The organism is Corynebacterium sp. HMSC078H07 (assembly GCF_001812805.1).
Classification (GTDB): Bacteria; Actinomycetota; Actinomycetes; order Mycobacteriales; family Mycobacteriaceae; genus Corynebacterium.
Genome location: NZ_KV810485.1, coordinates 73,216 through 92,184 on the forward strand (window position 1 = coordinate 73,216; position 18,969 = coordinate 92,184).

At 59.8% G+C, this 18,969-nt stretch carries 19 protein-coding genes; 6 read left to right on the plus strand and 13 right to left on the minus strand.

Annotation, left to right across the window (positions count from 1 at the left end):
• Positions 1 to 22: 22 nt before the first annotated feature.
• Positions 23 to 1,006, plus strand: coding sequence for an NAD(P)H-dependent flavin oxidoreductase (locus HMPREF2875_RS07275; RefSeq protein ID WP_070671644.1), 984 nt, complete (start codon positions 23 to 25; stop codon positions 1,004 to 1,006).
• A 65-nt stretch (positions 1,007 to 1,071) separates the two neighbouring features.
• Positions 1,072 to 2,526, plus strand: coding sequence for a glyceraldehyde-3-phosphate dehydrogenase (locus tag HMPREF2875_RS07280; RefSeq protein WP_070671645.1), 1,455 nt, complete (start codon positions 1,072 to 1,074; stop codon positions 2,524 to 2,526).
• Between the two features lie 180 nt (positions 2,527 to 2,706).
• On the opposite strand, the gene HMPREF2875_RS07285 is transcribed toward HMPREF2875_RS07280, so the two are convergent.
• The 4 genes from HMPREF2875_RS07285 to HMPREF2875_RS07300 all read right to left on the minus strand — a co-directional run bounded on the left by HMPREF2875_RS07285 (position 2,707) and on the right by HMPREF2875_RS07300 (position 6,502).
• Positions 2,707 to 4,110 carry an ABC-2 family transporter permease gene (locus HMPREF2875_RS07285; RefSeq protein WP_246817062.1) on the minus strand — a complete coding sequence of 468 codons (1,404 nt, stop codon included), beginning with the start codon at positions 4,108 to 4,110 and terminating at the stop codon, positions 2,707 to 2,709.
• A 103-nt stretch (positions 4,111 to 4,213) separates the two neighbouring features.
• Positions 4,214 to 4,957, minus strand: coding sequence for an ATP-binding cassette domain-containing protein (locus HMPREF2875_RS07290; protein ID WP_070671649.1), 744 nt, complete (start codon positions 4,955 to 4,957; stop codon positions 4,214 to 4,216).
• 86 nt (positions 4,958 to 5,043) lie between these two features.
• Entirely contained in the window at positions 5,044 to 5,715 is a 672-nt protein-coding gene (locus tag HMPREF2875_RS07295; protein WP_070671652.1) for a response regulator, read from the minus strand.
• Positions 5,696 to 6,502: a sensor histidine kinase gene (locus tag HMPREF2875_RS07300; protein ID WP_246817063.1), complete on the minus strand. Its 807-nt coding sequence runs from the start codon at positions 6,500 to 6,502 to the stop codon at positions 5,696 to 5,698. Before HMPREF2875_RS07300 ends, HMPREF2875_RS07295 begins: the two co-directional genes overlap by 20 nt.
• Positions 6,503 to 6,569: 67 nt before the next feature.
• Between HMPREF2875_RS07300 and HMPREF2875_RS13975 the strand changes: the two genes are divergently transcribed.
• Positions 6,570 to 6,809 (plus strand): hypothetical protein, encoded by a 240-nt coding sequence (locus tag HMPREF2875_RS13975; protein ID WP_246817064.1) that lies wholly within the window; start codon positions 6,570 to 6,572, stop codon positions 6,807 to 6,809.
• 122 nt (positions 6,810 to 6,931) lie between these two features.
• On the opposite strand, the gene ppk2 is transcribed toward HMPREF2875_RS13975, so the two are convergent.
• The 8 genes from ppk2 to HMPREF2875_RS07340 all read right to left on the minus strand — a co-directional run bounded on the left by ppk2 (position 6,932) and on the right by HMPREF2875_RS07340 (position 14,537).
• Positions 6,932 to 7,828 (minus strand): polyphosphate kinase 2, encoded by an 897-nt coding sequence (ppk2, locus tag HMPREF2875_RS07305; protein ID WP_070671656.1) that lies wholly within the window; start codon positions 7,826 to 7,828, stop codon positions 6,932 to 6,934.
• Positions 7,829 to 7,876: 48 nt separating this feature from the next.
• A complete protein-coding gene (locus HMPREF2875_RS07310) occupies positions 7,877 to 8,296 on the minus strand; it encodes a PepSY domain-containing protein (RefSeq protein WP_246817065.1) in 420 nt (139 codons plus the stop codon).
• Positions 8,297 to 8,380: 84 nt separating this feature from the next.
• On the minus strand, positions 8,381 to 9,256 hold the full coding sequence (locus HMPREF2875_RS07315) for a fumarylacetoacetate hydrolase family protein (RefSeq protein ID WP_070671658.1): 876 nt from the start codon (positions 9,254 to 9,256) through the stop codon (positions 8,381 to 8,383).
• Between the two features lie 5 nt (positions 9,257 to 9,261).
• On the minus strand, positions 9,262 to 9,801 hold the full coding sequence (pth, locus tag HMPREF2875_RS07320) for an aminoacyl-tRNA hydrolase (protein WP_371327562.1): 540 nt from the start codon (positions 9,799 to 9,801) through the stop codon (positions 9,262 to 9,264).
• Positions 9,802 to 9,907: 106 nt separating this feature from the next.
• Positions 9,908 to 10,567, minus strand: coding sequence for a 50S ribosomal protein L25/general stress protein Ctc (locus tag HMPREF2875_RS07325; RefSeq protein ID WP_070671662.1), 660 nt, complete (start codon positions 10,565 to 10,567; stop codon positions 9,908 to 9,910).
• Between the two features lie 209 nt (positions 10,568 to 10,776).
• Positions 10,777 to 11,751 carry a ribose-phosphate diphosphokinase gene (locus HMPREF2875_RS07330; protein ID WP_070671664.1) on the minus strand — a complete coding sequence of 325 codons (975 nt, stop codon included), beginning with the start codon at positions 11,749 to 11,751 and terminating at the stop codon, positions 10,777 to 10,779.
• A 24-nt stretch (positions 11,752 to 11,775) separates the two neighbouring features.
• Entirely contained in the window at positions 11,776 to 13,239 is a 1,464-nt protein-coding gene (gene glmU, locus HMPREF2875_RS07335; protein WP_070671666.1) for a bifunctional UDP-N-acetylglucosamine diphosphorylase/glucosamine-1-phosphate N-acetyltransferase GlmU, read from the minus strand.
• Between the two features lie 65 nt (positions 13,240 to 13,304).
• The gene (locus HMPREF2875_RS07340) at positions 13,305 to 14,537 is read right to left on the minus strand and encodes an MFS transporter (RefSeq protein ID WP_070671667.1); all 1,233 of its coding nucleotides are present in this window, start codon (positions 14,535 to 14,537) and stop codon (positions 13,305 to 13,307) included.
• 70 nt (positions 14,538 to 14,607) lie between these two features.
• On the opposite strand from HMPREF2875_RS07340, the gene HMPREF2875_RS07345 reads away from it, so the two are divergent.
• Positions 14,608 to 16,236: a multicopper oxidase family protein gene (locus tag HMPREF2875_RS07345; RefSeq protein ID WP_070671669.1), complete on the plus strand. Its 1,629-nt coding sequence runs from the start codon at positions 14,608 to 14,610 to the stop codon at positions 16,234 to 16,236.
• A gap of 74 nt (positions 16,237 to 16,310) precedes the next feature.
• Here HMPREF2875_RS07345 and HMPREF2875_RS07350 read toward each other — a convergent pair whose 3' ends face one another.
• A complete protein-coding gene (locus tag HMPREF2875_RS07350; protein ID WP_083311880.1) occupies positions 16,311 to 17,075 on the minus strand; it encodes a DUF4352 domain-containing protein in 765 nt (254 codons plus the stop codon).
• Between the two features lie 370 nt (positions 17,076 to 17,445).
• Here HMPREF2875_RS07350 and HMPREF2875_RS07355 point away from each other — a divergent pair, with 370 nt between their 5' ends.
• Together HMPREF2875_RS07355 and HMPREF2875_RS07360 are read left to right on the plus strand one after the other, a co-directional pair.
• Positions 17,446 to 18,195: a trimeric intracellular cation channel family protein gene (locus tag HMPREF2875_RS07355; RefSeq protein ID WP_246817068.1), complete on the plus strand. Its 750-nt coding sequence runs from the start codon at positions 17,446 to 17,448 to the stop codon at positions 18,193 to 18,195.
• A gap of 164 nt (positions 18,196 to 18,359) precedes the next feature.
• Positions 18,360 to 18,968 carry a TetR/AcrR family transcriptional regulator gene (locus HMPREF2875_RS07360; protein WP_070671674.1) on the plus strand — a complete coding sequence of 203 codons (609 nt, stop codon included), beginning with the start codon at positions 18,360 to 18,362 and terminating at the stop codon, positions 18,966 to 18,968.
• The last annotated feature ends 1 nt before the right edge of the window (position 18,969 follow it).

Below are 18,969 nucleotides of genomic sequence, written 5' to 3' on the forward strand. Positions count from 1 at the left end.
GGAAGTTCTATATTCTGGGGCCATGAGTAAGCTTCTTGAGACTATCACTTGCCCGGTTCTACCTGCCCCGATGGCCGGTGGGCCCACCACACCGGCTCTGGTTCGCGCGGCCACAGCCGCCGGTTCTTTCAGCGCATTAGGGCTGGGCAGTGCGTCTGTTGAAGCGGCGCAGGAGGCTATTGATGCCTGCGCTGGCACGCGCTTTGGTGTCAACCTCTTTACCCCACAGCGTGAGCTCACCGCCACCGAACGGGCTGCGGCGGAATCTCTCGCGGCGGAAGAGGACGCTGTGCTTGACGACGTCCCCCTGACCTTCGGCTGGCACGAGAAACTCACCAATGCGCTGGACGGTGGGGCAGCGGTGCTGTGGTCCATGTTCGGTGTTTTTAGCGACGACGAAGTTCAGCGCATCCACGCAGTCGGCGCGGAAGCGTGGACCACGGTAACCACGCCGGAGGAAGCTCTCGTTGCCGCCAGCCGGGGCGTCGACGTGCTGTGCGTACAGGGCCCGGAAGCAGGTGGCCACCGCGGCGTGTGGGACCCGGCTGCTGAACCAGATCAGCGCCCGCTGGCGGAACTTGTCGGTGCCATCCACCACGTCACCGACCTTCCGCTTATTGCTGCCGGAGGAGTGCGCACCGCTGAGGATGTTGCTGAAGCTCTCTCCTGGCCTGGCGTGGTTGCGGTCAGCTGTGGCTCGGCTTTCTTGCTGAGCGAGGAAGCAGGTACGAGCGAGCACAACCGCGCATTGCTTCGGCGCGGTGGGTCTACCGTATCCACGAGAGCCTTCTCCGGGCGCTATGCCCGGGGACTCGAAACGGAGTACACCCGGACCCACCCCGACCTGCCCTTGGTGTATCCGTATCTCAACGAGCTGTTGAAACCGCGTCGCGCCCGCCATGACGCGGAGGTTGGGTACTGTCTCGTCGGCACCGACGTGGAGAAATTGAGCGGGGGTAGTGTGGCGCAGATCCTCACGCAACTATGCCCAAACGGACATCTTTAACAGTTAATATTTACGGTTGGACAGAGAAATACACCCCTCTTTGAGAAGTAAAGGATACATAGCACGTGACTGCAAACGCGCACATTGGGCACGAGGACTGGAACGAACGTCTGGAGCTGGCCCAGGAGATGATCCCGCTCATCCACCAGCTGCACCGCAACAACAACGTCGTGACCTCCATTTACGGCCGCATGCTTATCGGCATGACCGATATTGACATCATCAAGGCTCACCGTTACGCCCGCCGCATTGCTGAGCGTGAACTCTCCACCGCTGAGACTCTGCCCATCCTCAAGGAACTGTGCACGATGAACCTGGGCACCGCCTCCATTGACCTGGGCCGTCTGGTCATGGGCTTTGAGGAGTCTGGCTCCGATAATCTGCGTAACTACCTCGAGGAGACCCTGGTAGACCTCGTCGGTGCTGGTGTGGACAAGGAATCCACTGACGTTGTGCTCTACGGCTTTGGTCGCATTGGCCGCCTGCTGGCCCGCATCCTCATCGCTCGCGAAGCTGCCTACGGCGGCGTGCGCCTGCGTGCCATCGTGGTGCGCAAGAAGGGTGACATGGACATCTTCAAGCGCGCCTCTCTCTTGCGTCGCGATTCCGTCCACGGTGCCTTCAACGGCACTATCGCCGTGGATGAGGAGAATGAGGTCATCTGGGCCAACGGCACCAAGATTCAGATGATCTACGCCAACAACCCGGCAGAGATCGATTACACCCAGTACGGCATCGACAACGCTATCGTCGTCGACAACACCGGCGTCTGGCGCGACCGTGACGGTCTGTCCCAGCACCTGCAGTCCAAGGGTGTGGCCCGCGTGCTGCTGACTGCCCCGGGCAAGGGTGACCTCAAGAACATCGTGTACGGCATCAACCAGGGTGACATCGAGGAGTCTGACCAGATTCTCTCCGCCGCATCCTGCACCACCAACGGCATTACCCCGGTTCTCAAGGTCATCAACGACCGCTACGGTGTGGTTCACGGCCACGTGGAAACCGCGCACTCCTTTACCAATGACCAGAACCTCATCGACAACTTCCACAAGGGTGATCGCCGCGGCCGCGCAGCCGGCCTGAACATGGTCCTCACCGAAACCGGTGCGGCCAAGGCCGTGTCCAAGGCCCTGCCGGAGTTCGAGGGCAAGCTCACCGGCAACGCCATCCGCGTTCCTACCCCGGACGTGTCCATGGCTGTGCTCAACCTGGAGCTGGAGAAGGAAGTAGACCGCGACGAGGTCAACGACTTCCTGCGCAACGTTTCTCTGCACTCTGACTTGCGCCAGCAGATTTCCTACATTGCTTCCCCTGAGGTTGTGTCCTCCGACTTCGTCGGCTCTACCCACGCTGGTGTCGTGGATGGTCTGGCGACCATCGCCTCCGGCAAGCACCTCGTGCTCTACGTCTGGTACGACAACGAGTTCGGCTACTCCAACCAGGTCATCCGCATCGTAGAGGACATCGCCGGTGCTCGCCCGGTGGTGTACCCGAAGCGCGTTGACGTTTCTGAGCTCTAAACGCTAGAAATACGAACACCGCCCACGCCATGCAGCGCGGGCGGTGTTTCGCTGTTTTAGGGTCCTGCTCGGTCTGCGACCTAGCTTTGCCAGGATGCTTCAAACGCGCAACTGCCCGATCTGCCAAAAGTACGGGCCAAGATCGAAAAATCTAGACTGCTTTTGTCAGATTCGTCAGTTTTAGCGGGGAGACAGCGCACGTGTGTGGAGCAGACGCCGTGCGAGCAACGCGGCAACCACACAGAGCACCGCGGTCAGCGCCATGGCGATGGCGTAGCGCAGAGGCGAGTGCGCAACTAAGGGCCAAGCAGGGAAGGCAAGGAGCCAGAGGCTGGTTTCTGCCAAGATATCGCCGCCCAAGGTGACGGAGACGATCGTGCCTACGATGGTGAGGGCGATAGCGCTCACGGTGCCGAAGCGAATAACCAAAACGAGTGACACAGCCGCGATGACAAAGCCCACCCCAACTGCAAGGGGGAATGCCGAAAGCTGGGCAGCGACATTGCCACCTGCGAGCGCACTGGCCAGGTAAGCGGCAGCGCATACCGCCAGGATGACACACAGGAACCAGAGGAGAATCCCGGATGTGCCGAACCGTGTTTCCATATGGACCAACGGCCATGAATCAGCTACACGGGGCCAAACGAGGACCGGCAAGATACCTGCGCCGACCGGAAGCAGAAAGAAGTGAAAGAAACCTTCGACGTAGTTAGCGGGATGCAGAGCTACAAAACCGAGCGTGGAAACGCTGAGCAACAGGCAAGATAACACCGCTGGGCTAAAAGCCGCGTGGTGCAGCCCCAACAATGTGGACCACGGCGAGGACTGCGCTGCGGCACGGGAATGTTCCGTTGGTTTCCATGATTGGGCTTCTTCCACGGTGGCATTAGTCCGCGTCGCCGTAGACCGTGCGACGGTGAAACGCAGCGGGAACACTGGCCGGTATCGACGCGGCGTGAAGACCGCAGCTAATGACCCAAGCAGGGCAAGGATGACACACAAAACGAGAGCTGGAAACGGACTGCTGGTCAGTAGTGGGTCGTGTGGCTCAAGAGGCACCGAGTTCTGATGAATACGCAGTGCGGGCAAAAGAAGCCGTTGCGGCCATGCTGGTGGAAAGGCCCACCACCTGCTTGTTTCGACAGTGCTCGGAAGGACGCTGACTATTTGCCACAGGACCGCTGCCACGAGTGCTAATGCGAAGCCCAGTCGACGGGCACAGGCTGCGGAAAGCCCAGCAATGCCAAGCGCGCCAAGGAAGGAGTAGAGCCCAGCTACGAGGATAAGTTCATGATTCTCGCGCCCCTGGGCAGCGACAACGAACCAGGAAACACCAAAGTTCAGAATATGGAAGACCGCAAGGCTGACAATGACAACGATAAAGCGGGCAGCATTCTCGAGACGCGGGTTGAGGTTTCTCCATTGCGTTCCGCCGCTGCGAGTGATGGTCTCGCGGCGTTCTGGAATGGCAGCGAACAGCCCAGTAAGAGGGGCATACATGCCGGTAACAAACAAGGATTGCCAAGCCAAGACGCCCGTGGCATCAGTGCGTGCTGAGGCCATTAAGGAGAAAATGATTGTCATGATGACCAGCGGTAGCGCCAGCAAAGGCAACCACTGTAGGGCACTTCCGCGGCTGCGTAGTAGTTCTGCCGAAAGGTAACTCGGGCGAGGTGCTGTGGTGTGCTTAGGCACGTGATTCCCCTTCCCGAGAGGTAGGTGCTTGGGAGGCATGGCCCGGTGAGGTAAGCCGGAAGAATTCCTCTTCCAACTGGCCACGGGGTGCTAGCTCGTGCAGGGAACCGGAATATCGAATCCTGCCCTCGGCCAAGACCGTGATGTCATGTGCAAGATGCAAAACTTCACCAAGCTGGTGGGAGCTTACGATAACGGTGTGCCCAGCCGCGGCCAGTTGCTGTAGTAGCTCCCGCAACTCCATGATGCCTTGGGGATCGAGGCCATTCTGAGGCTCATCAAGGACAAGAATCTCTGGATCACCGAGGAGTGCTTGTGCCAAAGCCAAGCGGGCCTTCATACCGGTGGAAAAGGATTTCGCCTTCTTAGTGCCTACGCCGCTGAGCCCAGCGATGGAGAGAACCCGATCAATCTCGGAATCAGGAAGGCCCAGAAGTCGAGCGTGAACGCGAAGATTCGCCGTGACAGACAGATGACCATAAAAAGCTGGCCCGTTCACAGTGGCACCAATACGGCGAAGCACATTGCGGTTCCAAGGTTGGCCCGCCACGTTGATGGAGCCCGAGTCAGGCGGCAGGAGACCTAAGAGGATGGAAAAGAGCGTCGATTTTCCTGCCCCGTTGCGCCCGAGCAGTGCATGCACGCGGCCCGGAGAGATGCGGAAGGAAACATCATCGAGGACTCGTTGCCGACCAAAAGATTTCGAGATGTGCTCAAAAGAGATATCGCAATTCATAGAATGCAGTATCGCCGGGGCGCATCATAAAGTAATCCGCCTGCATGATGGTCTTCAGTGAGCAGACCTCCTACCGTGGTAGGAGCTTAGGCAACCCCAGCACGCTGCGCTAAGAGAACGAGGGCCACTCGGTCACGTGCGGCGAGTTTAGACATGAGCGCGGAGACGTGAGTTTTCACCGTGGTTTCTGCGATGACCATGTCGGCGGCTATCTCCGCATTTGTAGCACCACGCGCGATGAGCGAAAGCACTTCCATCTCGCGGCGCGTTACGAGGCTGAGTCCTTGGCGTTCCTGGGCGCTGAGGTTTTCGCGCGTCAGCGCCGAGCGATAAGCTTCCAGCACTGGGCCGGTTACCTCGGCGGCCAGCACCGATTCTCCTTGCGCCACGTTGCGAACGGCGATCACAAGAACCTCTGGGTCGGCATCCTTCAGCAGGAAACCGTGGGCGCCAGCGGAGATGGATCGCGCCACGAGCTCTTCATCATTGAATGTGGTGAGCATGATGATGCGGCACTCGGGCTTGCGTTCGAGTATGGCCTGAGCCGCTGCAATGCCGTCCATACCGGGCATGCGAATGTCGAGGATAGCCACATCAATGTGGTGGCTCAGCGCTGCTGTCACGGCGTCCGCCCCCGTGGCCGCGGTGGCCGCGACCTCGATGTCTTCTTGCGCAGTGAGGATGGTAGACAACGCTGAGAGCAGCATTGCTTGATCATCGGCCAATAAGACGCGGATTCTAGAGCTGCTGGGTTGCATCCTTGGTCTCCTTCATCGGTATCTGTGCATGCAAGGAAAAGGAATGAGCATCGCCGGAATAGTCGAGGCGACCGCCGAGCGAACGGGCTCGTTCCGCCACTCCGACTAAGCCCACGCCGCTTCCCGCGACGTTGCTTGGTGTGGGATGAGGATTGGTGGAGGTGAGGGTGAGCGTGGCGGCGTCATCAAGTACAAGCTCAACGAAGACGCGCGTGCCGACGCCCTGATGGCGCAGAGCATTCGTCAATCCTTCCGTGATAATGCGTACCAAAGCCATCTGCACCAACGATGGAACGGCGTATTCAGGCGGGAGGTTGGCGTCCACCTTTAGCCCTGCAGCACGGAAGCCTTCGAGGATCCCTTCGATGTGCTCAAGCTGTTGAGCAGGCTCAAGAGCCGTGGAACCGGGTGAGCGCAAGGCAGCGACGATTCCGCGAACCTCGCCCAGGGCGGTATCCGCATTATCGCGGATAGAAAGAAGTGCTTCTTCAGCCGCGCCGGAGTCCGCAGTCGCTGCAACGATGCCTGCATTAGCCTGAACCTTAATCAATGTGAGGGAATGGGCGAGGACATCGTGTAACTCCCGCGCAATGAGGAGGCGTTCTTCTTCTTGTGCCTGGTGGAAGCGCTCGCGGGCCAGTACTTCTCGTTGGCGATCACGGTCGAAATAGCGGGCAGCAATGAAATATGTGCTTCCTAGTACCGTCCAGTGAGCCACAACCATGGCAAGGAAGGGTGTGTCAACCTCATAGCGCAGAAGATAGGACTCAGCATCGATCCGCCACATGAAGGGGGAGATGAAGGTACCGAGCGCAGTGATGAGGAGGACCGCCCGAGGAAGTAGCCTGTGGTTTATGTACCGTGAGGTGGTATACACGGCCATCGGGGCGGTTAATGCCCAAGGCGTCAAGCCGCTATTAGTAGGAAGCTGGCTCATCCATATGACAGCCCAGGCCAGGAGAAGAACTAAGAAGCCTGTTGCGCTCACGATTGGCCTCGAGCGCCACACTAAGAAAAGCGGTATGAACAGCAGCGACAAGAGAGCCTGGAGAATTTCCACCGTTCCGGCAGAGGAAAACGCCAAGGCACAATAAAAGGCCGCTACGAGCCCCGCGACTCCTGCGAGCAGCGCGTCACCCAAACGCACCGAGGACAGGAAGGCGCGCGCGGTGCGGGAAAAGCTCATAGACGGCCATGGTAGTACATACAGAAAGTACTACTTCTTCTTTTTGTCCTTCTTGGACTTCTTTTTCTTGCCCTGCTTCTTGCCGTCGCCGTTGACCTTGGCACGCTCCAAGTCAGCCGCGACATCCGGAACGTAGGCAAAGTCGTTGCGCGGCGGACGGACGTATTCAGCCTCGAGCTCGGGGCGGTTCGGGATCTCAGGTACGTCCTGCTCCACGTGCTGGTAGGGAACCGTCTTGAGGATGTGGTTGATGACGTTGATACGTGAGCGCTTTTTGTCCTCAGACTCCACGGTGTACCACGGTGCGGATGGGGTATCCGTGTGGACGAACATCTCATCCTTGGCCCGGGAGTAGTCCTCCCACCGAGTGATGGACTGCAAGTCCATGGGGGAGAGCTTCCAGCGGCGCAGCGGGTCGTTACGGCGAGACTTGAAACGAGCGATCTGCTCTTCATCGGACACCGAGAACCAGTACTTCAGCAGGATGATGCCATCCTCGATGAGCATGTGCTCGAGCTGCGGTGCCTGGTGGAGGAAGCGGACGTACTCCTGCTGGGTGCAAAAACCCATGACGCGTTCCACACCGGCACGGTTGTACCAGGAACGGTCGAAGATGACGATCTCACCTGCGGTGGGAAGCTTTTCAATGTAGCGCTGGAAGTACCACTGCCCAGATTCACGGTCGGTGGGCTTGGGCAGTGCCTCAATACGGCAGGTACGCGGATTGAGGTACTGCGTAATACGCTTGATAGCGGAGCCCTTACCGGCGGCGTCGCGGCCTTCCATGATGATGACCACGCGGGCGCCGGTCTCAACCACCCATTGCTGCATTTCGACGAGCTCAGCCTGGAGGCGCTTGAGCTCGTCCTCATAAGCTTGCTTGTCGAGCTTCGGGGGTTTGGAGGGAGACTTCTTTGTTGAACTCATACCCTCAAATATACCCTTTAGCTGGGAAAATACCTAAACGCAGGGAGTCTAGTCGACCTCATGCTCGAGCACCGCGCCAGTGGCAGCGTCGACATCGTACTCATACTCCTGGCCGTTGGATGTGAACTCAATTTCCCAGTGCGGGCCCTTGCCATCGTCACCGTCATCGAGTTCAACTTCCTTGTCCGTGACGGTGCTGGCGTCCACACCGGCATGGGCATAAGCGGCGGCCAAGGCATCGTCACCAGTGAGTGAGTCGGCGGATTCTGCCTGCTGGTCGTCGTGGTCATCACGGTCATCGTCGTCCTGCTCGACCACCGTCGTTGCCGGCGTTTCAGTGACGGTCTCCATCGGGGGAGGAGTCGTTGCGGGAGCTGGGTCTGCCTCCTTGTCTGAAGAACAGGCGGCCAGTGCTGCAGACGCAGACACTGCAATGCTAGCGGCAATGACACGGGAGAGAAGAGTCATAAAAAGGCTTATCCTTAAAGGTTGGGGAAATGTGGTTCCCTACAGTAGCGATACGTCGAGTAGCTCGCAGAATAAATAAAAGGTCTAGCCCGAAGCGCAGGTGCATCCCTCACCGCAGCGGTTGGTGGGCGGTTCCCCAAAACGCGTGGTGTTCTCGATCGAGCCCAGACCGTCGATGCTAATGCGGGTCACGGAACCGTCGCCAAGCATCGCGTCCGCACCGCGTGCGAATCCCACGCCTTCCGGAGTGCCGGTGGCAATGACATCACCGGGGTTGAGTGGATACAAGGAAGAACAGAAGGCGATGAGCTCGGCCACGGAGAAGATGAGGTCATCGGTGTTGTCGTCTTGGCGTACCTCGCCGTCAACTGTCGTGATGAGCCGCGCGCCACGCCCCGGTGCCCAGTCATCGGCAGTGGTGAGCCACGGACCGAATCCGGCGGTGCGGTAGAAGGACTTGCCGGCGTGAAACTGCGAGGTAGCGCGCTGATAATCGCGCAGCGTGTAGTCGTTCATGATGGCATAGCCCGCCACGTGGTTCAGAGCCTCCGCCACCGACACGCGGTGTGCGCGGTGCCCAATGACGACGGCAAGCTCGCCTTCGTAATCCAGCTTCTTCGTGGCGAAGTTGGGCACGTACACGTCGTCGTAGGGGCCAGTGAGTGCCTCCGGAAACTTGATGAACAACGTGGGCTGTGTCGGAAGCTCGCGGCCCATTTCCCGCGCATGTTTGGCGTAATTCACGCCCACACAGATGATCTTTCCCGGGTTCGGAATGACGGGGGCAAGGTCGGCGGCGTCAAAAACGACGGGTTCTCCTGACAGCTGTGCCGCCTTGCGCCAGTCCGGGCTAGCGAGCAGCTTGCCGACGTCCTCGTAGTCCAACTCCGTGCCCACATTCGGGCCGTCGATGCGGATGGCACAGGTGCCAAAACTGGTGCGGAGAGTAGCGAGCTTCATAGCCGCTAGTCTAACGCGCGGAGAATCTCATCCACCGCGTCGGCGCACATGATGGGAACCTCCTGGGCCTCCTGCTTGCTCCACGGCTTGAGCACGAAGGCGGCAGGATCCATGCGTCCAGGCGGGCGCCCAATACCCACGGAGAGACGCTGGTAGTCCTTCGTGCCCAACGATTTCGTCGTCGAACGCAGACCATTGTGGCCGTGGTCCCCGCCGCCGAGGCGCAACGTGATCTGGCCAAAGTCCAGCTCAAGTTCATCGTGGACCACAATGATGTGTGCAGGGGAGACGTTGAAGTACTGCGCGAGGGCCTTGATGGGACCGCCGGAGAGATTCATGAAGCTGCGCGGCTTCGCGACGATTACTTTGGTGTCCCCACGCCGTGCTTCGGCGATATCCGTGTTCGTCTTCTTGTGAACGGAAAAAGAAGCGAAAAGCTCGTGGGCTAGTTCATCAGCCACGTCAAAGCCGATGTTGTGGCGGGTACCGGCGTATTTCGGGCCAGGGTTGCCTAGCCCCACGACGAGGAAAGAAGAATGAGTCACGCTGACCATTCTAAACAGCAGGTGGGAGAAAACGGCGAACCGCGCCTGCCACCCCATAAGCAGGGCAAGCAGGCGCGGTGCGTTAAGCGGAAGGAGGGAAGAGGATTTACTCCTCGTCGCCCTTCTCCGCGGAAGCCTCAGCGTCTTCTGCGGAGTCGGCGCCAGCCTCAGCGCCGCCGTCTTCAGCAGCCTCAGCGGCAGCCTCGAGGTCCTCATCAACCTCCGGCTCGGAGATGGAGACGATGACGGTGTCTTCCTCGGCCGCGAGGGTGGTGCCCTCCGGCAGGGTGATTTCGCCAGCGGTAACCACGGTGCCATCCTCGAGACCCTCGATGGACACGACGATCTCTTCCGGAATGTTGAGTACGTCGGACTCGACGAGGAGGACGTCTGCATCCTGGATGAACATGAGGCCCGGTGCCGGCTCGCCCTCGATGGTAAGCGGAACCTCAACCTCAACCTTCTCGCCACGCTTAATGGAGAGCAGGTCGATGTGGTCGATGTCGAAGGTCAGGACGTTCTGGTCGATGTGCTTGACCATGACCAGGTGCTGCTCGCCCTCGAGCTCCAGCTCGAACACGGCGTTGACGCCGTGGTTACGGACCAGTGCGGTCATTTCCAGGCGGTCAACGGCGAAGTGAAGAACGTCGACGGCGTGGCCGTAGACAACGCCTGGGATCTTGCCTGCAGCGCGCAGGCGGCGAGCAAAGCCCTTGCCAAACTCAGAGCGGACTTCACCTTTGAGTACGGGGCGCTCAGAAGCCATAAGTAAATCTCCTTAAAGTATCGTTGTGCGGCAAGGGCTGATGAAGGACCGTGTAGATACGACAAAAGCCTGCCGATGGACGTCTTGGACGAGTCATCGCAGGCTTAATTCTAGATTCACTGCTTAACTTGTGCTATCGCGTCGATAACGGATTTCTCCCTCGCCGAGACGCACAAGATTTTAACAGCAGCGCTGTCGCCAAACCAAATTTAGTGGGTTTCGAAGAGCGTGGTCACGGAACCGTTCTCGAAGATCTCGTGAATGGTGCGCGCCAGCAGTGGAGCGATGGACAGCACCGTGAGGTTGTCCCAGCCTTCGGTGGACTGCGGCAGGGTATCGGTGGTGATGACTTCCTCAGCGCCGCACTGCGAGAGGCGCTCGCGGGCCGGATCGGAGAAGACACCGTGGGTGCAGGCAATGATGACGGACTTAGCGCCAGCTTCCTTGAGGACGCGAACCGCGCCGGCGATGGTGCCGCCGGTGTCAATCATGTCGTCGAGAAGCACGCAGTCCTTGCCCTCCACGTCACCCACGACGCGGTTGGAGACTGTCTTGTTGGCCTCGGTGGTGGAACGGGTCTTGTGGACGAAGGACAGCGGAGCGTCACCCAGCTCGTGTGCCCACTTCTCTGCCACCTTGACGCGGCCGGCATCGGGGGAGACCACCGCGAGGTTATCCAGCGAGTAGTTCTTCTTGATGTGGTCAGTCAGGATCGGCATGGCGTGCATATGATCGACCGGGCCGTCGAAGAAGCCCTGAATCTGGTCAGTGTGCAGGTCCACGGACACAATGCGGTCAGCACCAGCAGCAGCGAGCAAGTCAGCAACGAGGCGTGCGGAAATGGGCTCGCGGCCAAGGTGCTTCTTGTCCTGGCGGGCATAAGGGTAGAACGGCAGGATAGCGGTGATGCGCTTGGCGGAACCGCGCTTGAGCGCATCAATCATGATGAGCTGCTCCACAAGCCACTTGTTGAGCGGCTGGGAGTGGGACTGCATCACGAAACAGTCGGCACCACGTACGGACTCCTCGAAGCGGATGAAGATTTCGCCGTTGGCGAAGTCGCGGGCGGTGGTCGGAACCAGTTCAGTCTTGAGCTCCTTGGCCACAGCTTCTGCCAACGCCGGGTGTGCACGCCCGGTGAAGAGCTTCATGTTCTTGCTGCTGCCGGTAACCTTGCCAGTCATCAGAAAATATCCCTTTACGTGTTGTTAGTTAGTGGTCTGGTCATCAGCCGGAGCGTCCTGAGCCTGTGCCGCGGCCTCAGCCGCTGGCGTGCCCGGGCGCTTCTTCTGAACCCAGCCCTCGATGTTGCGCTGCTTGCCGCCAGAGACGGCGAGTGCTCCTGGGGGAACGTCGTCCTTAATCACTGTACCCGCCCCAGAGTAGGCTCCGTCACCCACGGTGACAGGAGCGATAAACATGGTGTCGGAGCCCGTACGCACGTGGCTGCCAATGGTGGTGTGGTGCTTATTCACGCCGTCGTAGTTCACGAAGACAGAGGAAGCACCGATGTTGGAATAGTCACCGACGGTGGCATCACCGATGTAGGTCAGGTGCGGGACCTTCGTGCCACGACCGATCTGTGCCTTCTTGGCCTCGACGAAGCCGCCCAGCTTGCCCTCCTGGCCCACGATGACACCGGGGCGGATGTAGGTGAAGGGACCAACCGTGGCGTCCGTACCAATAACGGAGTCAAAGCCGTGCGTGCGCACGACACTTGCGCCGGCACCAACCTGCATGTTCGTCAGGGTGGTATCTGGGCCCACTTCGGCGCCATCGGCGATGGTGGTCGCGCCCCACAGCTGGGTGTTGGGGTGGATGGTGACATCCTGGCCAATGGTGACGTTTACCCCAATCCAGGTGGTTTCCGGGTCAACGATGGTGGCGCCGCCACGCATGGCCTTTTCCACCATGCGGCGGTTGAGCAAGCGGCCAGCTGCGGCCAGCTGCACGCGGTCGTTGACACCAGAAAGTTCATCGGGATCACTAGCCACGTGAGCACCAACGCGGTGGCCGGCCTCACGGGCAATCTCCAGCACGTCGGTGATGTAGAGCTCGCCCTGGGCGTTGTCGGAGTTGAGCTTCGTGAGGGCGTCGCGAAGCACGGCGCCATCAAACGCGAACACTCCAGAGTTCACCTCGCGCACCGCGCGCTGCTCCTCGGAGGCATCCTTCTGTTCCACGATGGCGGTCACGGAGTCATCCTCAGCGCGCAGGACACGACCGTAGCCGGTCGGATCCTCCAGAGTCATGGACAGGACAGTCACGGCATTGCCTTGGCTGGTGTGGCTCTCATGCAGCTCGCGGAGAGTTTCCGGGCGCAGGAGCGGAACGTCACCGTTGGTGACGATAACGGTGCCGGTGAAATCCGGCAGGGCGCTCAGGCCACACTGCACAGCATGGCCGGTACCATTCTGTTCTTCCTGGACGGCCTGGGATACCTCGCAGTCAAGCTCCTCCGCAATGGACTCGACGGCGGGGGAGACCTGGTCACGCTGGTGGCCTACGACGACCACGAGGTGCTCCGGGTGTACCCCGGCTGCAGCATGGAGTGCATGGCCGAGCAGTGACCGCCCGCCAATCTCATGCAAAGTCTTCTGGGTTGAGGATTTCATGCGGGTGCCCGCGCCAGCCGCTAGAACGATGGCGGCGCAGTCGGTTGTTTCAGCCACGAGTGTGTGCGTCTCCTGTGTTTGGGGTGTCAGGACTTACTGCGATTCATCATAACGCGCCCGCGCTACTTTCCGTGAGAAACCTCCGGTAGAGCGCGAGCTCGCCACGCACCGAGCAGACCAACGATAGCGAGGAAGAGGATAGCCGCGGACGGTCCCGCCAGCGCAATGACGGCTGAAATACCACCGACGATGAGGAGGATGACGCCCATCATCGTGTTCGCAGCACCGACGTAGCGGGTGCGCTTGTCCTCGCCAGCCATGTCCACGACATACGTCTTGCGGGCCACACGAATACCGGCGTGTGCCAGGTTCACCAGGAAGAACCCTATGGGCAGAGCCCAAGCGCTTATCGACGCCGGCGCCCACGCTGCGCAGGCCACAATCGCCAGCAAGATGACCGCAGCACATCCCGCGGCCCAGGACATGACCAGGCGGGAAGACTTATCTGAGAGGACACCCGATACGCGCCCACCCACCAGGCTGGCTAAACCGGAGGCGAGGACGAAGCCGCCGAGTCCGCTTAGCGCTTGGGAACCGATACTTTGGGAGAGCACAACAATAAAGGACGTCGATAGCGCTGAAACCAAGAGCAGCGCACGGACGTTGACGAAGCTGCGGAAGCGGGCGTCCTGGGTATAAAGCTGCCATGTGTCTTTCCACCAGCTGGTGTTCATGCCCTGCTGGCCGGTGTTGTCTGGCACGGGTTCATCAATGGTGCGAAACACCACTGCAGCGAGGAACCACGTGGCCGCACCGATAGCCAAGAGAACCGCAAGTCCCCAGCGAGGTAGCTCACCAAGGAAGGCCAGGATGCCACCTGTAACGAGCGTGACCGCACCACCTAACTGTGTTGCGCGGCCGGTGACCAGACCGCGGCTGCCCTTCGAAATGGTGCGGCCTTGCACGTCTTTGCCGGTGAGGGAACACAGTGCGCGCAGAAGCGCGAGCACAGCCAGGGCGAGGCAGACGACGAGGCCGAGGAGGGGGCCGTCGAGAAGCACCGCGGCCGCCGCAATGATCGCCGCACACCCGCCCTGACCCACAGAGCCCAGCAGCCACAGGCGCTTGCGCGCCGGATGCGAGGTGACCCACGGAGTAAGCGCTGCCTGCGGAAGCATCGAACCGGATTCCCGCAACGGCACGAGGAGGCCGGTGAAAAATCCCGGTACACCAGCAGCGCTAAAGAGCCAGGGCAGGACCGTCTTGCCAGACAGGAGCTGGTCGCCCACGCCCTGGAGGCCGTTAGACCACACAAACTTCCGGGCATTGGCGGATTCTTTCGCGGGGAGAGACATGACTGTGATCTTAAGCCCGGCTAGGCCAATGCAAGGGCTAAGGTGTGCCTGACCACCTATCCTGGGATGCATGTCTGTCACCGCGTCTCGCTCTGTGTCTCGCAGAGTTTTCGTTCAGGGCACCGTACTCACTGTTGCCGGGGCCTCCGTGGCTGGGCTCAGTGCCTGCTCGACATCCTCTGACCAGCCTGAGCCCCTCGGCTACGACGGTGAGCCCCGCGCCCTTCCCATCCCACCGGTGGAAGAGGGCACGATGGACGGTGACACCCGAGTCTTTAAGCTCACGGCCCAGGACGGCCACTCGGAGGTCCTCCCCGGCAAAGACCGCACACGGACATGGGGCTTCAACGGGCCCTTCCTGGGGCCGACGCTGCGTGCCCGCCGTGGGGATAAAATCCGTGCCGAAATCACCAATGACCTCATTGAAATGACCACGGTGCACTGGCACGGCATGCAGCTTCCGGCCTACTCCGATGGTGGCCCACATTCGCCGATTCAGGTCGGTGAAACGTGGAAGCCGGAGTGGGGCATCATTCAGCCTGCCGCCACGGTGTGGTATCACCCGCACCCGCACCTGGCCACGGCGACGCATGCCTACCGCGGCTTGGCAGGGATGTTCATCATCGACGATGACGTTTCTGACAGCCTCGACTTGCCGCACGAGTATGGCGTGGACGATATCCCCGTGGTCATCATGGACGCTAAGTTCACAGAGGATGATCAGTTCGATGAGAAAAGCGACAACACCCTGGGCCTTTTAGGCACCACGCCGGTGGTCAACGGCATCACCAATGCCCGCTTTGAGGCCACGACGCGCCGGGTACGTCTGCGCCTGCTCAACGGTGCCTCCATGCGCTTTTACACACTTGAGGTAGGGGAGAAGCCCTTCCACGTGATTGCGACGGACGCCGGGCTTCTCGACGCCCCCGTGGAAGTCGACTCCCTCCTCCTCGGTCCCGGCGAGCGTGCCGAGGTCATCGTGGACCTGGAGCCCGGCAAGGATATCCAGCTGCGCTCGGTTCCCCGCAAGGACAACTTCGGTGTGCCTACTGACGACAACGCCGCTGACTTCGGCTTCCGGGATTCCTTTGATTTACTCACCATTGTTGGCCCCGAAGAGTCCGCTCCGGAACCCGCGGCGCTGCCAGCCACGCTCGATCGCGCTGCGGGGGAGACCCCGTCCACTGTTGGCCTTACTGAGCGCGAGTTCATCCTCAACACCTTCATGATCAATGGTGAACAGATGGACATGGCTCGCGTCGATACCGTCATCGACGAGGATGCTCTGGAGCTGTGGACCGTCACCAACGAGAACTCCGACTGGCCGCACAACTTCCACATCCACAACGCCCGCTTCAAGGTCGTGGACTGGGACGGCGATGAGAAGATGAACGTCTTCAACTCCGGCTGGAAGGACATTGTCAATCTCCCGCCAAAGGCCACCGCGCGCCTGCTAGTGGAGTTTGGCCACTTCCCAGACAAGACCATCCCGTACATGTACCACTGCCACATGCTCCTGCATGAGGACCAAGGCATGATGGGGCAGTACGTCATCGTGGACAAGGGCGAGAAACCCGACGTGCGCGTCAAACCGGGCGCCCTCGTCTTTGACAAGGACGCTTCCGGCCATGCTGGGCACGCCAGCCAAGTCGTGGACTCTTCGCGTAGTCCGTATGCGTCGCCGGAAGCGACGGCCTAGGCACGAGGCAAATCAGGGTTTCAGCAGCTTGAGGATGTGCTTGTTAGCTGAGGCCGGTTTCGTCGCCATGTGTGCTAGTTGCGCACGTCGATGGAAACAATCCTGTTTCCAATTGTGTGGTCACTGCAGTCATCGTATGCGAAAGCTACGGGGGTGAAATCGCCAGGAACCTCAAATACCCAGGTGTATGGCGTGGAGAACCCTGGGCCGATGGAGTTACCCTGCACATCCCGATTGGCTTGAACCCGCCAGTGGTCATCGAGAGGGGTGTACATCCGTCCTTCTTGGTCAGCAATCCAGGCGAATAAGCTGAAGTCTGCGGTAAACGGAGTTTTCCCTTCATTGGAGACTGTTCCGGAAACGATGACGAATTGCGCGCCTTCGTTCCTAGGGCCTTCAATGAGTGTATCCGGTGCGCCGGGAACGAAGTCTTCGCGTCTAAGTTCCACTGAGGGAGCGAGGGTTACGGAATCGATGATGACCTTCTCGTTTCCGCTCACGGCCGGTTCGCCAAGCTTGGGGAGATCGTCGAGGGATTGACCTTCGGTGCTGCCATCTTGTGTGTTTGGGCTGTCGGCGTTGCTCACCTCGCCTGACTGTGAGGATTCTGGTTCTGAAGGAGTTGCGGAAACTTGCTCCGGTTCAGAGCCGATGAAAGCGAAGGTGGCACCTGCACCCACCGCTCCGCCGACTAGAGCGGCAACGGCAACCATCCACCACGCAGCTTTTGGGGGCTTGGGCCGGGCTGACGTCTTAGAATCAACTGGCTGTGCTGCGTTAGAGAACGGGTTCGAACCTGGTGTTTGTTGAGGCTGTTGCTGCGCATCGTTAGGGAGCATGATTGACCTTAAGAGAGAAGAGTGAACGAATTCGTAACAGTGTAAACCCACAGCACTGTGTTTCCACTATCAGAGCATCAGTGTGTATCACAGAAATGGTTGGGCCCGGCTTCTACAAAAGTGCAGATCTACTGGTCGTCGCAAAGCAGTGCATTAGCGGTTGAAGCCGACCTCTTGCGCGATTGCATTTCCAGGGCGTCCAAGGGTTCTATCCCTGTGTGCTACCCTCCCTAGTGAGAGCGTCAACGTAGGTTGGCGCATTATCCCCCGCGGCCCCAAGCTTAGCGCTTGGGGTCGTTGCTTTCCTCAGATTTGCGACTCCCAATAGAGGCCTCGGAGCCTTATCCGTGCGCTAGGGTCAGTAAATGTGATTCAGGACATCGACCCGCTCATTCAATCCCTGTACCAAGTCTTTGACCTCATCGGAGTGGTACTCAACGGCATCATTGGCGGCACGATTGCGCGCCGCAGGGAATTCGACATCATTGGCTTTGTTTTCCTCGCGCTCTTTTCGGCGCTGGCGGGCGGCATGATCCGTGACATGCTGATTTCTAGTGGCCCAGCAGCAGCGATCTCCGACCCGCTGTATCTCACGCTCGCGTGCGTAGGCGCTCTCAGTGCGTTCTTGATTGACTTGAAGGGCAAGGCATGGGAGATCTTTCTTGAGCACGCGGATGCTGTCATTTTGGGCGTGTGGTGCACCACTGGCTGTGTGAAGGCACTGGCATATGGAATGCCGTTTATCGCCTGCGTTTTCTTAGGTGTCCTGACCGCAGTAGGCGGTGGCATGGTGCGCGATGTGGCCTCCGGAATGATTCCTTCAGTCTTTGGCGGAAGCCCGCTCTATGCGGTGCCGGCAGTGCTTACCGGAATCGTGATGGCGTCCTTCGCGCACTTCGACAAGTTCGCCCTCGGCATGATTATTTCGCCCATTGTTGGATGCGGCTTGGCCATCCTGGCCTACTGGCGTGGATGGGTACTTCCGCGAGCCGGGATAGCTCCTCTCAACTACACCGCCGCACAGGTGGCGTCGATTGCGAAGAAGGCGGAGCTGAAGGGCTTTCGCCGTGGAAGTAAAAAACACAAAAAGCTTCCCCACCAGGACTCGAACCTAGAATGACGGTACCAAAAACCGTAGTGTTGCCGATTACACCATGGGGAAACAGCGCACACGTTATGAGCGCTGGAGGACATGTTACCTGACGGGGGTCCGAGAGTCCTAAACACATGCCAGCTTTAGCCGGGAGTGCGGGTCATGTCCGGTGGGGGAGATAGAGTAGGAGCATGGTTCGACAAAGGATGACCGGCCGTGAGCGCCGTGAACAGTTGATTTCCATTGGCCGGGCGGCCTTCGCGGAGCTCGGCTTCGATGGCGCCAGCGTAGAGGAGATCGCCGCGCGCGCAGGTGTGTCCAAGCCGGTGGTGTACGAGCACTTCGGTGGCAAGGAAGGCCTCTACGCAGTGGTCATTGACCGTGAACTGGTGGCCTTGGAAAAGGTGGTCACTGAGTCCTTGCAGGAGGGCTCTTGGCGCGAGCGCATCGAGCGCGGCGTGGTGGCGCTGTTGACCTATGTGGAAGAGGAGACTGATGGCTTCCTCATCCTGGTGCGTGATTCCAAACCCGGTGATGAGCGTAGTTTCTCCACGCTGCTCAATACTGCGGTGAACCAGATTGCCCACATTTTGGGAGAGGCCTTTGAACACCGTGGGCTCGACCCTGAGCTTGCGGTGCTCTACGGCCAGGCGTTGGTGGGCATGGTGGCTACCACGGCCCAATGGTGGCTGGATGAGCGCGAGCCTTCCCGCGAGACGGTTGCCGCGCACATCGTGAACTTGTGCTGGAATGGCCTGGCCGGAATGGAAGCTGCACCGAAGTTGAAGGGAGATGAGTAGG

What these genes read in the sequence shown, in the direction of transcription:
- HMPREF2875_RS07325 (WP_070671662.1), bottom strand. Translation starts at nt 10,567, where the DNA reads ATGGCTTCTGAGCGCCCCGTACTCAAAGGTGAAGTCCGCTCTGAGTTT.
- HMPREF2875_RS07360 (WP_070671674.1), top strand. Translation starts at nt 18,360, where the DNA reads ATGGTTCGACAAAGGATGACCGGCCGTGAGCGCCGTGAACAGTTGATT.
- HMPREF2875_RS07295 (WP_070671652.1), bottom strand. Translation starts at nt 5,715, where the DNA reads ATGCAACCCAGCAGCTCTAGAATCCGCGTCTTATTGGCCGATGATCAA.
- HMPREF2875_RS07300 (WP_246817063.1), bottom strand. Translation starts at nt 6,502, where the DNA reads ATGTGGCGGATCGATGCTGAGTCCTATCTTCTGCGCTATGAGGTTGAC.
- HMPREF2875_RS07310 (WP_246817065.1), bottom strand. Translation starts at nt 8,296, where the DNA reads ATGACTCTTCTCTCCCGTGTCATTGCCGCTAGCATTGCAGTGTCTGCG.
- HMPREF2875_RS07340 (WP_070671667.1), bottom strand. Translation starts at nt 14,537, where the DNA reads ATGTCTCTCCCCGCGAAAGAATCCGCCAATGCCCGGAAGTTTGTGTGG.
- HMPREF2875_RS07275 (WP_070671644.1), top strand. Translation starts at nt 23, where the DNA reads ATGAGTAAGCTTCTTGAGACTATCACTTGCCCGGTTCTACCTGCCCCG.
- HMPREF2875_RS07350 (WP_083311880.1), bottom strand. Translation starts at nt 17,075, where the DNA reads ATGCTCCCTAACGATGCGCAGCAACAGCCTCAACAAACACCAGGTTCG.
- ppk2 (WP_070671656.1), bottom strand. Translation starts at nt 7,828, where the DNA reads ATGAGTTCAACAAAGAAGTCTCCCTCCAAACCCCCGAAGCTCGACAAG.
- HMPREF2875_RS07290 (WP_070671649.1), bottom strand. Translation starts at nt 4,957, where the DNA reads ATGAATTGCGATATCTCTTTTGAGCACATCTCGAAATCTTTTGGTCGG.
- HMPREF2875_RS07330 (WP_070671664.1), bottom strand. Translation starts at nt 11,751, where the DNA reads ATGACTGGCAAGGTTACCGGCAGCAGCAAGAACATGAAGCTCTTCACC.
- HMPREF2875_RS07345 (WP_070671669.1), top strand. Translation starts at nt 14,608, where the DNA reads ATGTCTGTCACCGCGTCTCGCTCTGTGTCTCGCAGAGTTTTCGTTCAG.
- HMPREF2875_RS07315 (WP_070671658.1), bottom strand. Translation starts at nt 9,256, where the DNA reads ATGAAGCTCGCTACTCTCCGCACCAGTTTTGGCACCTGTGCCATCCGC.
- HMPREF2875_RS13975 (WP_246817064.1), top strand. Translation starts at nt 6,570, where the DNA reads ATGTACCGTGAGGTGGTATACACGGCCATCGGGGCGGTTAATGCCCAA.
- HMPREF2875_RS07285 (WP_246817062.1), bottom strand. Translation starts at nt 4,110, where the DNA reads ATGACAATCATTTTCTCCTTAATGGCCTCAGCACGCACTGATGCCACG.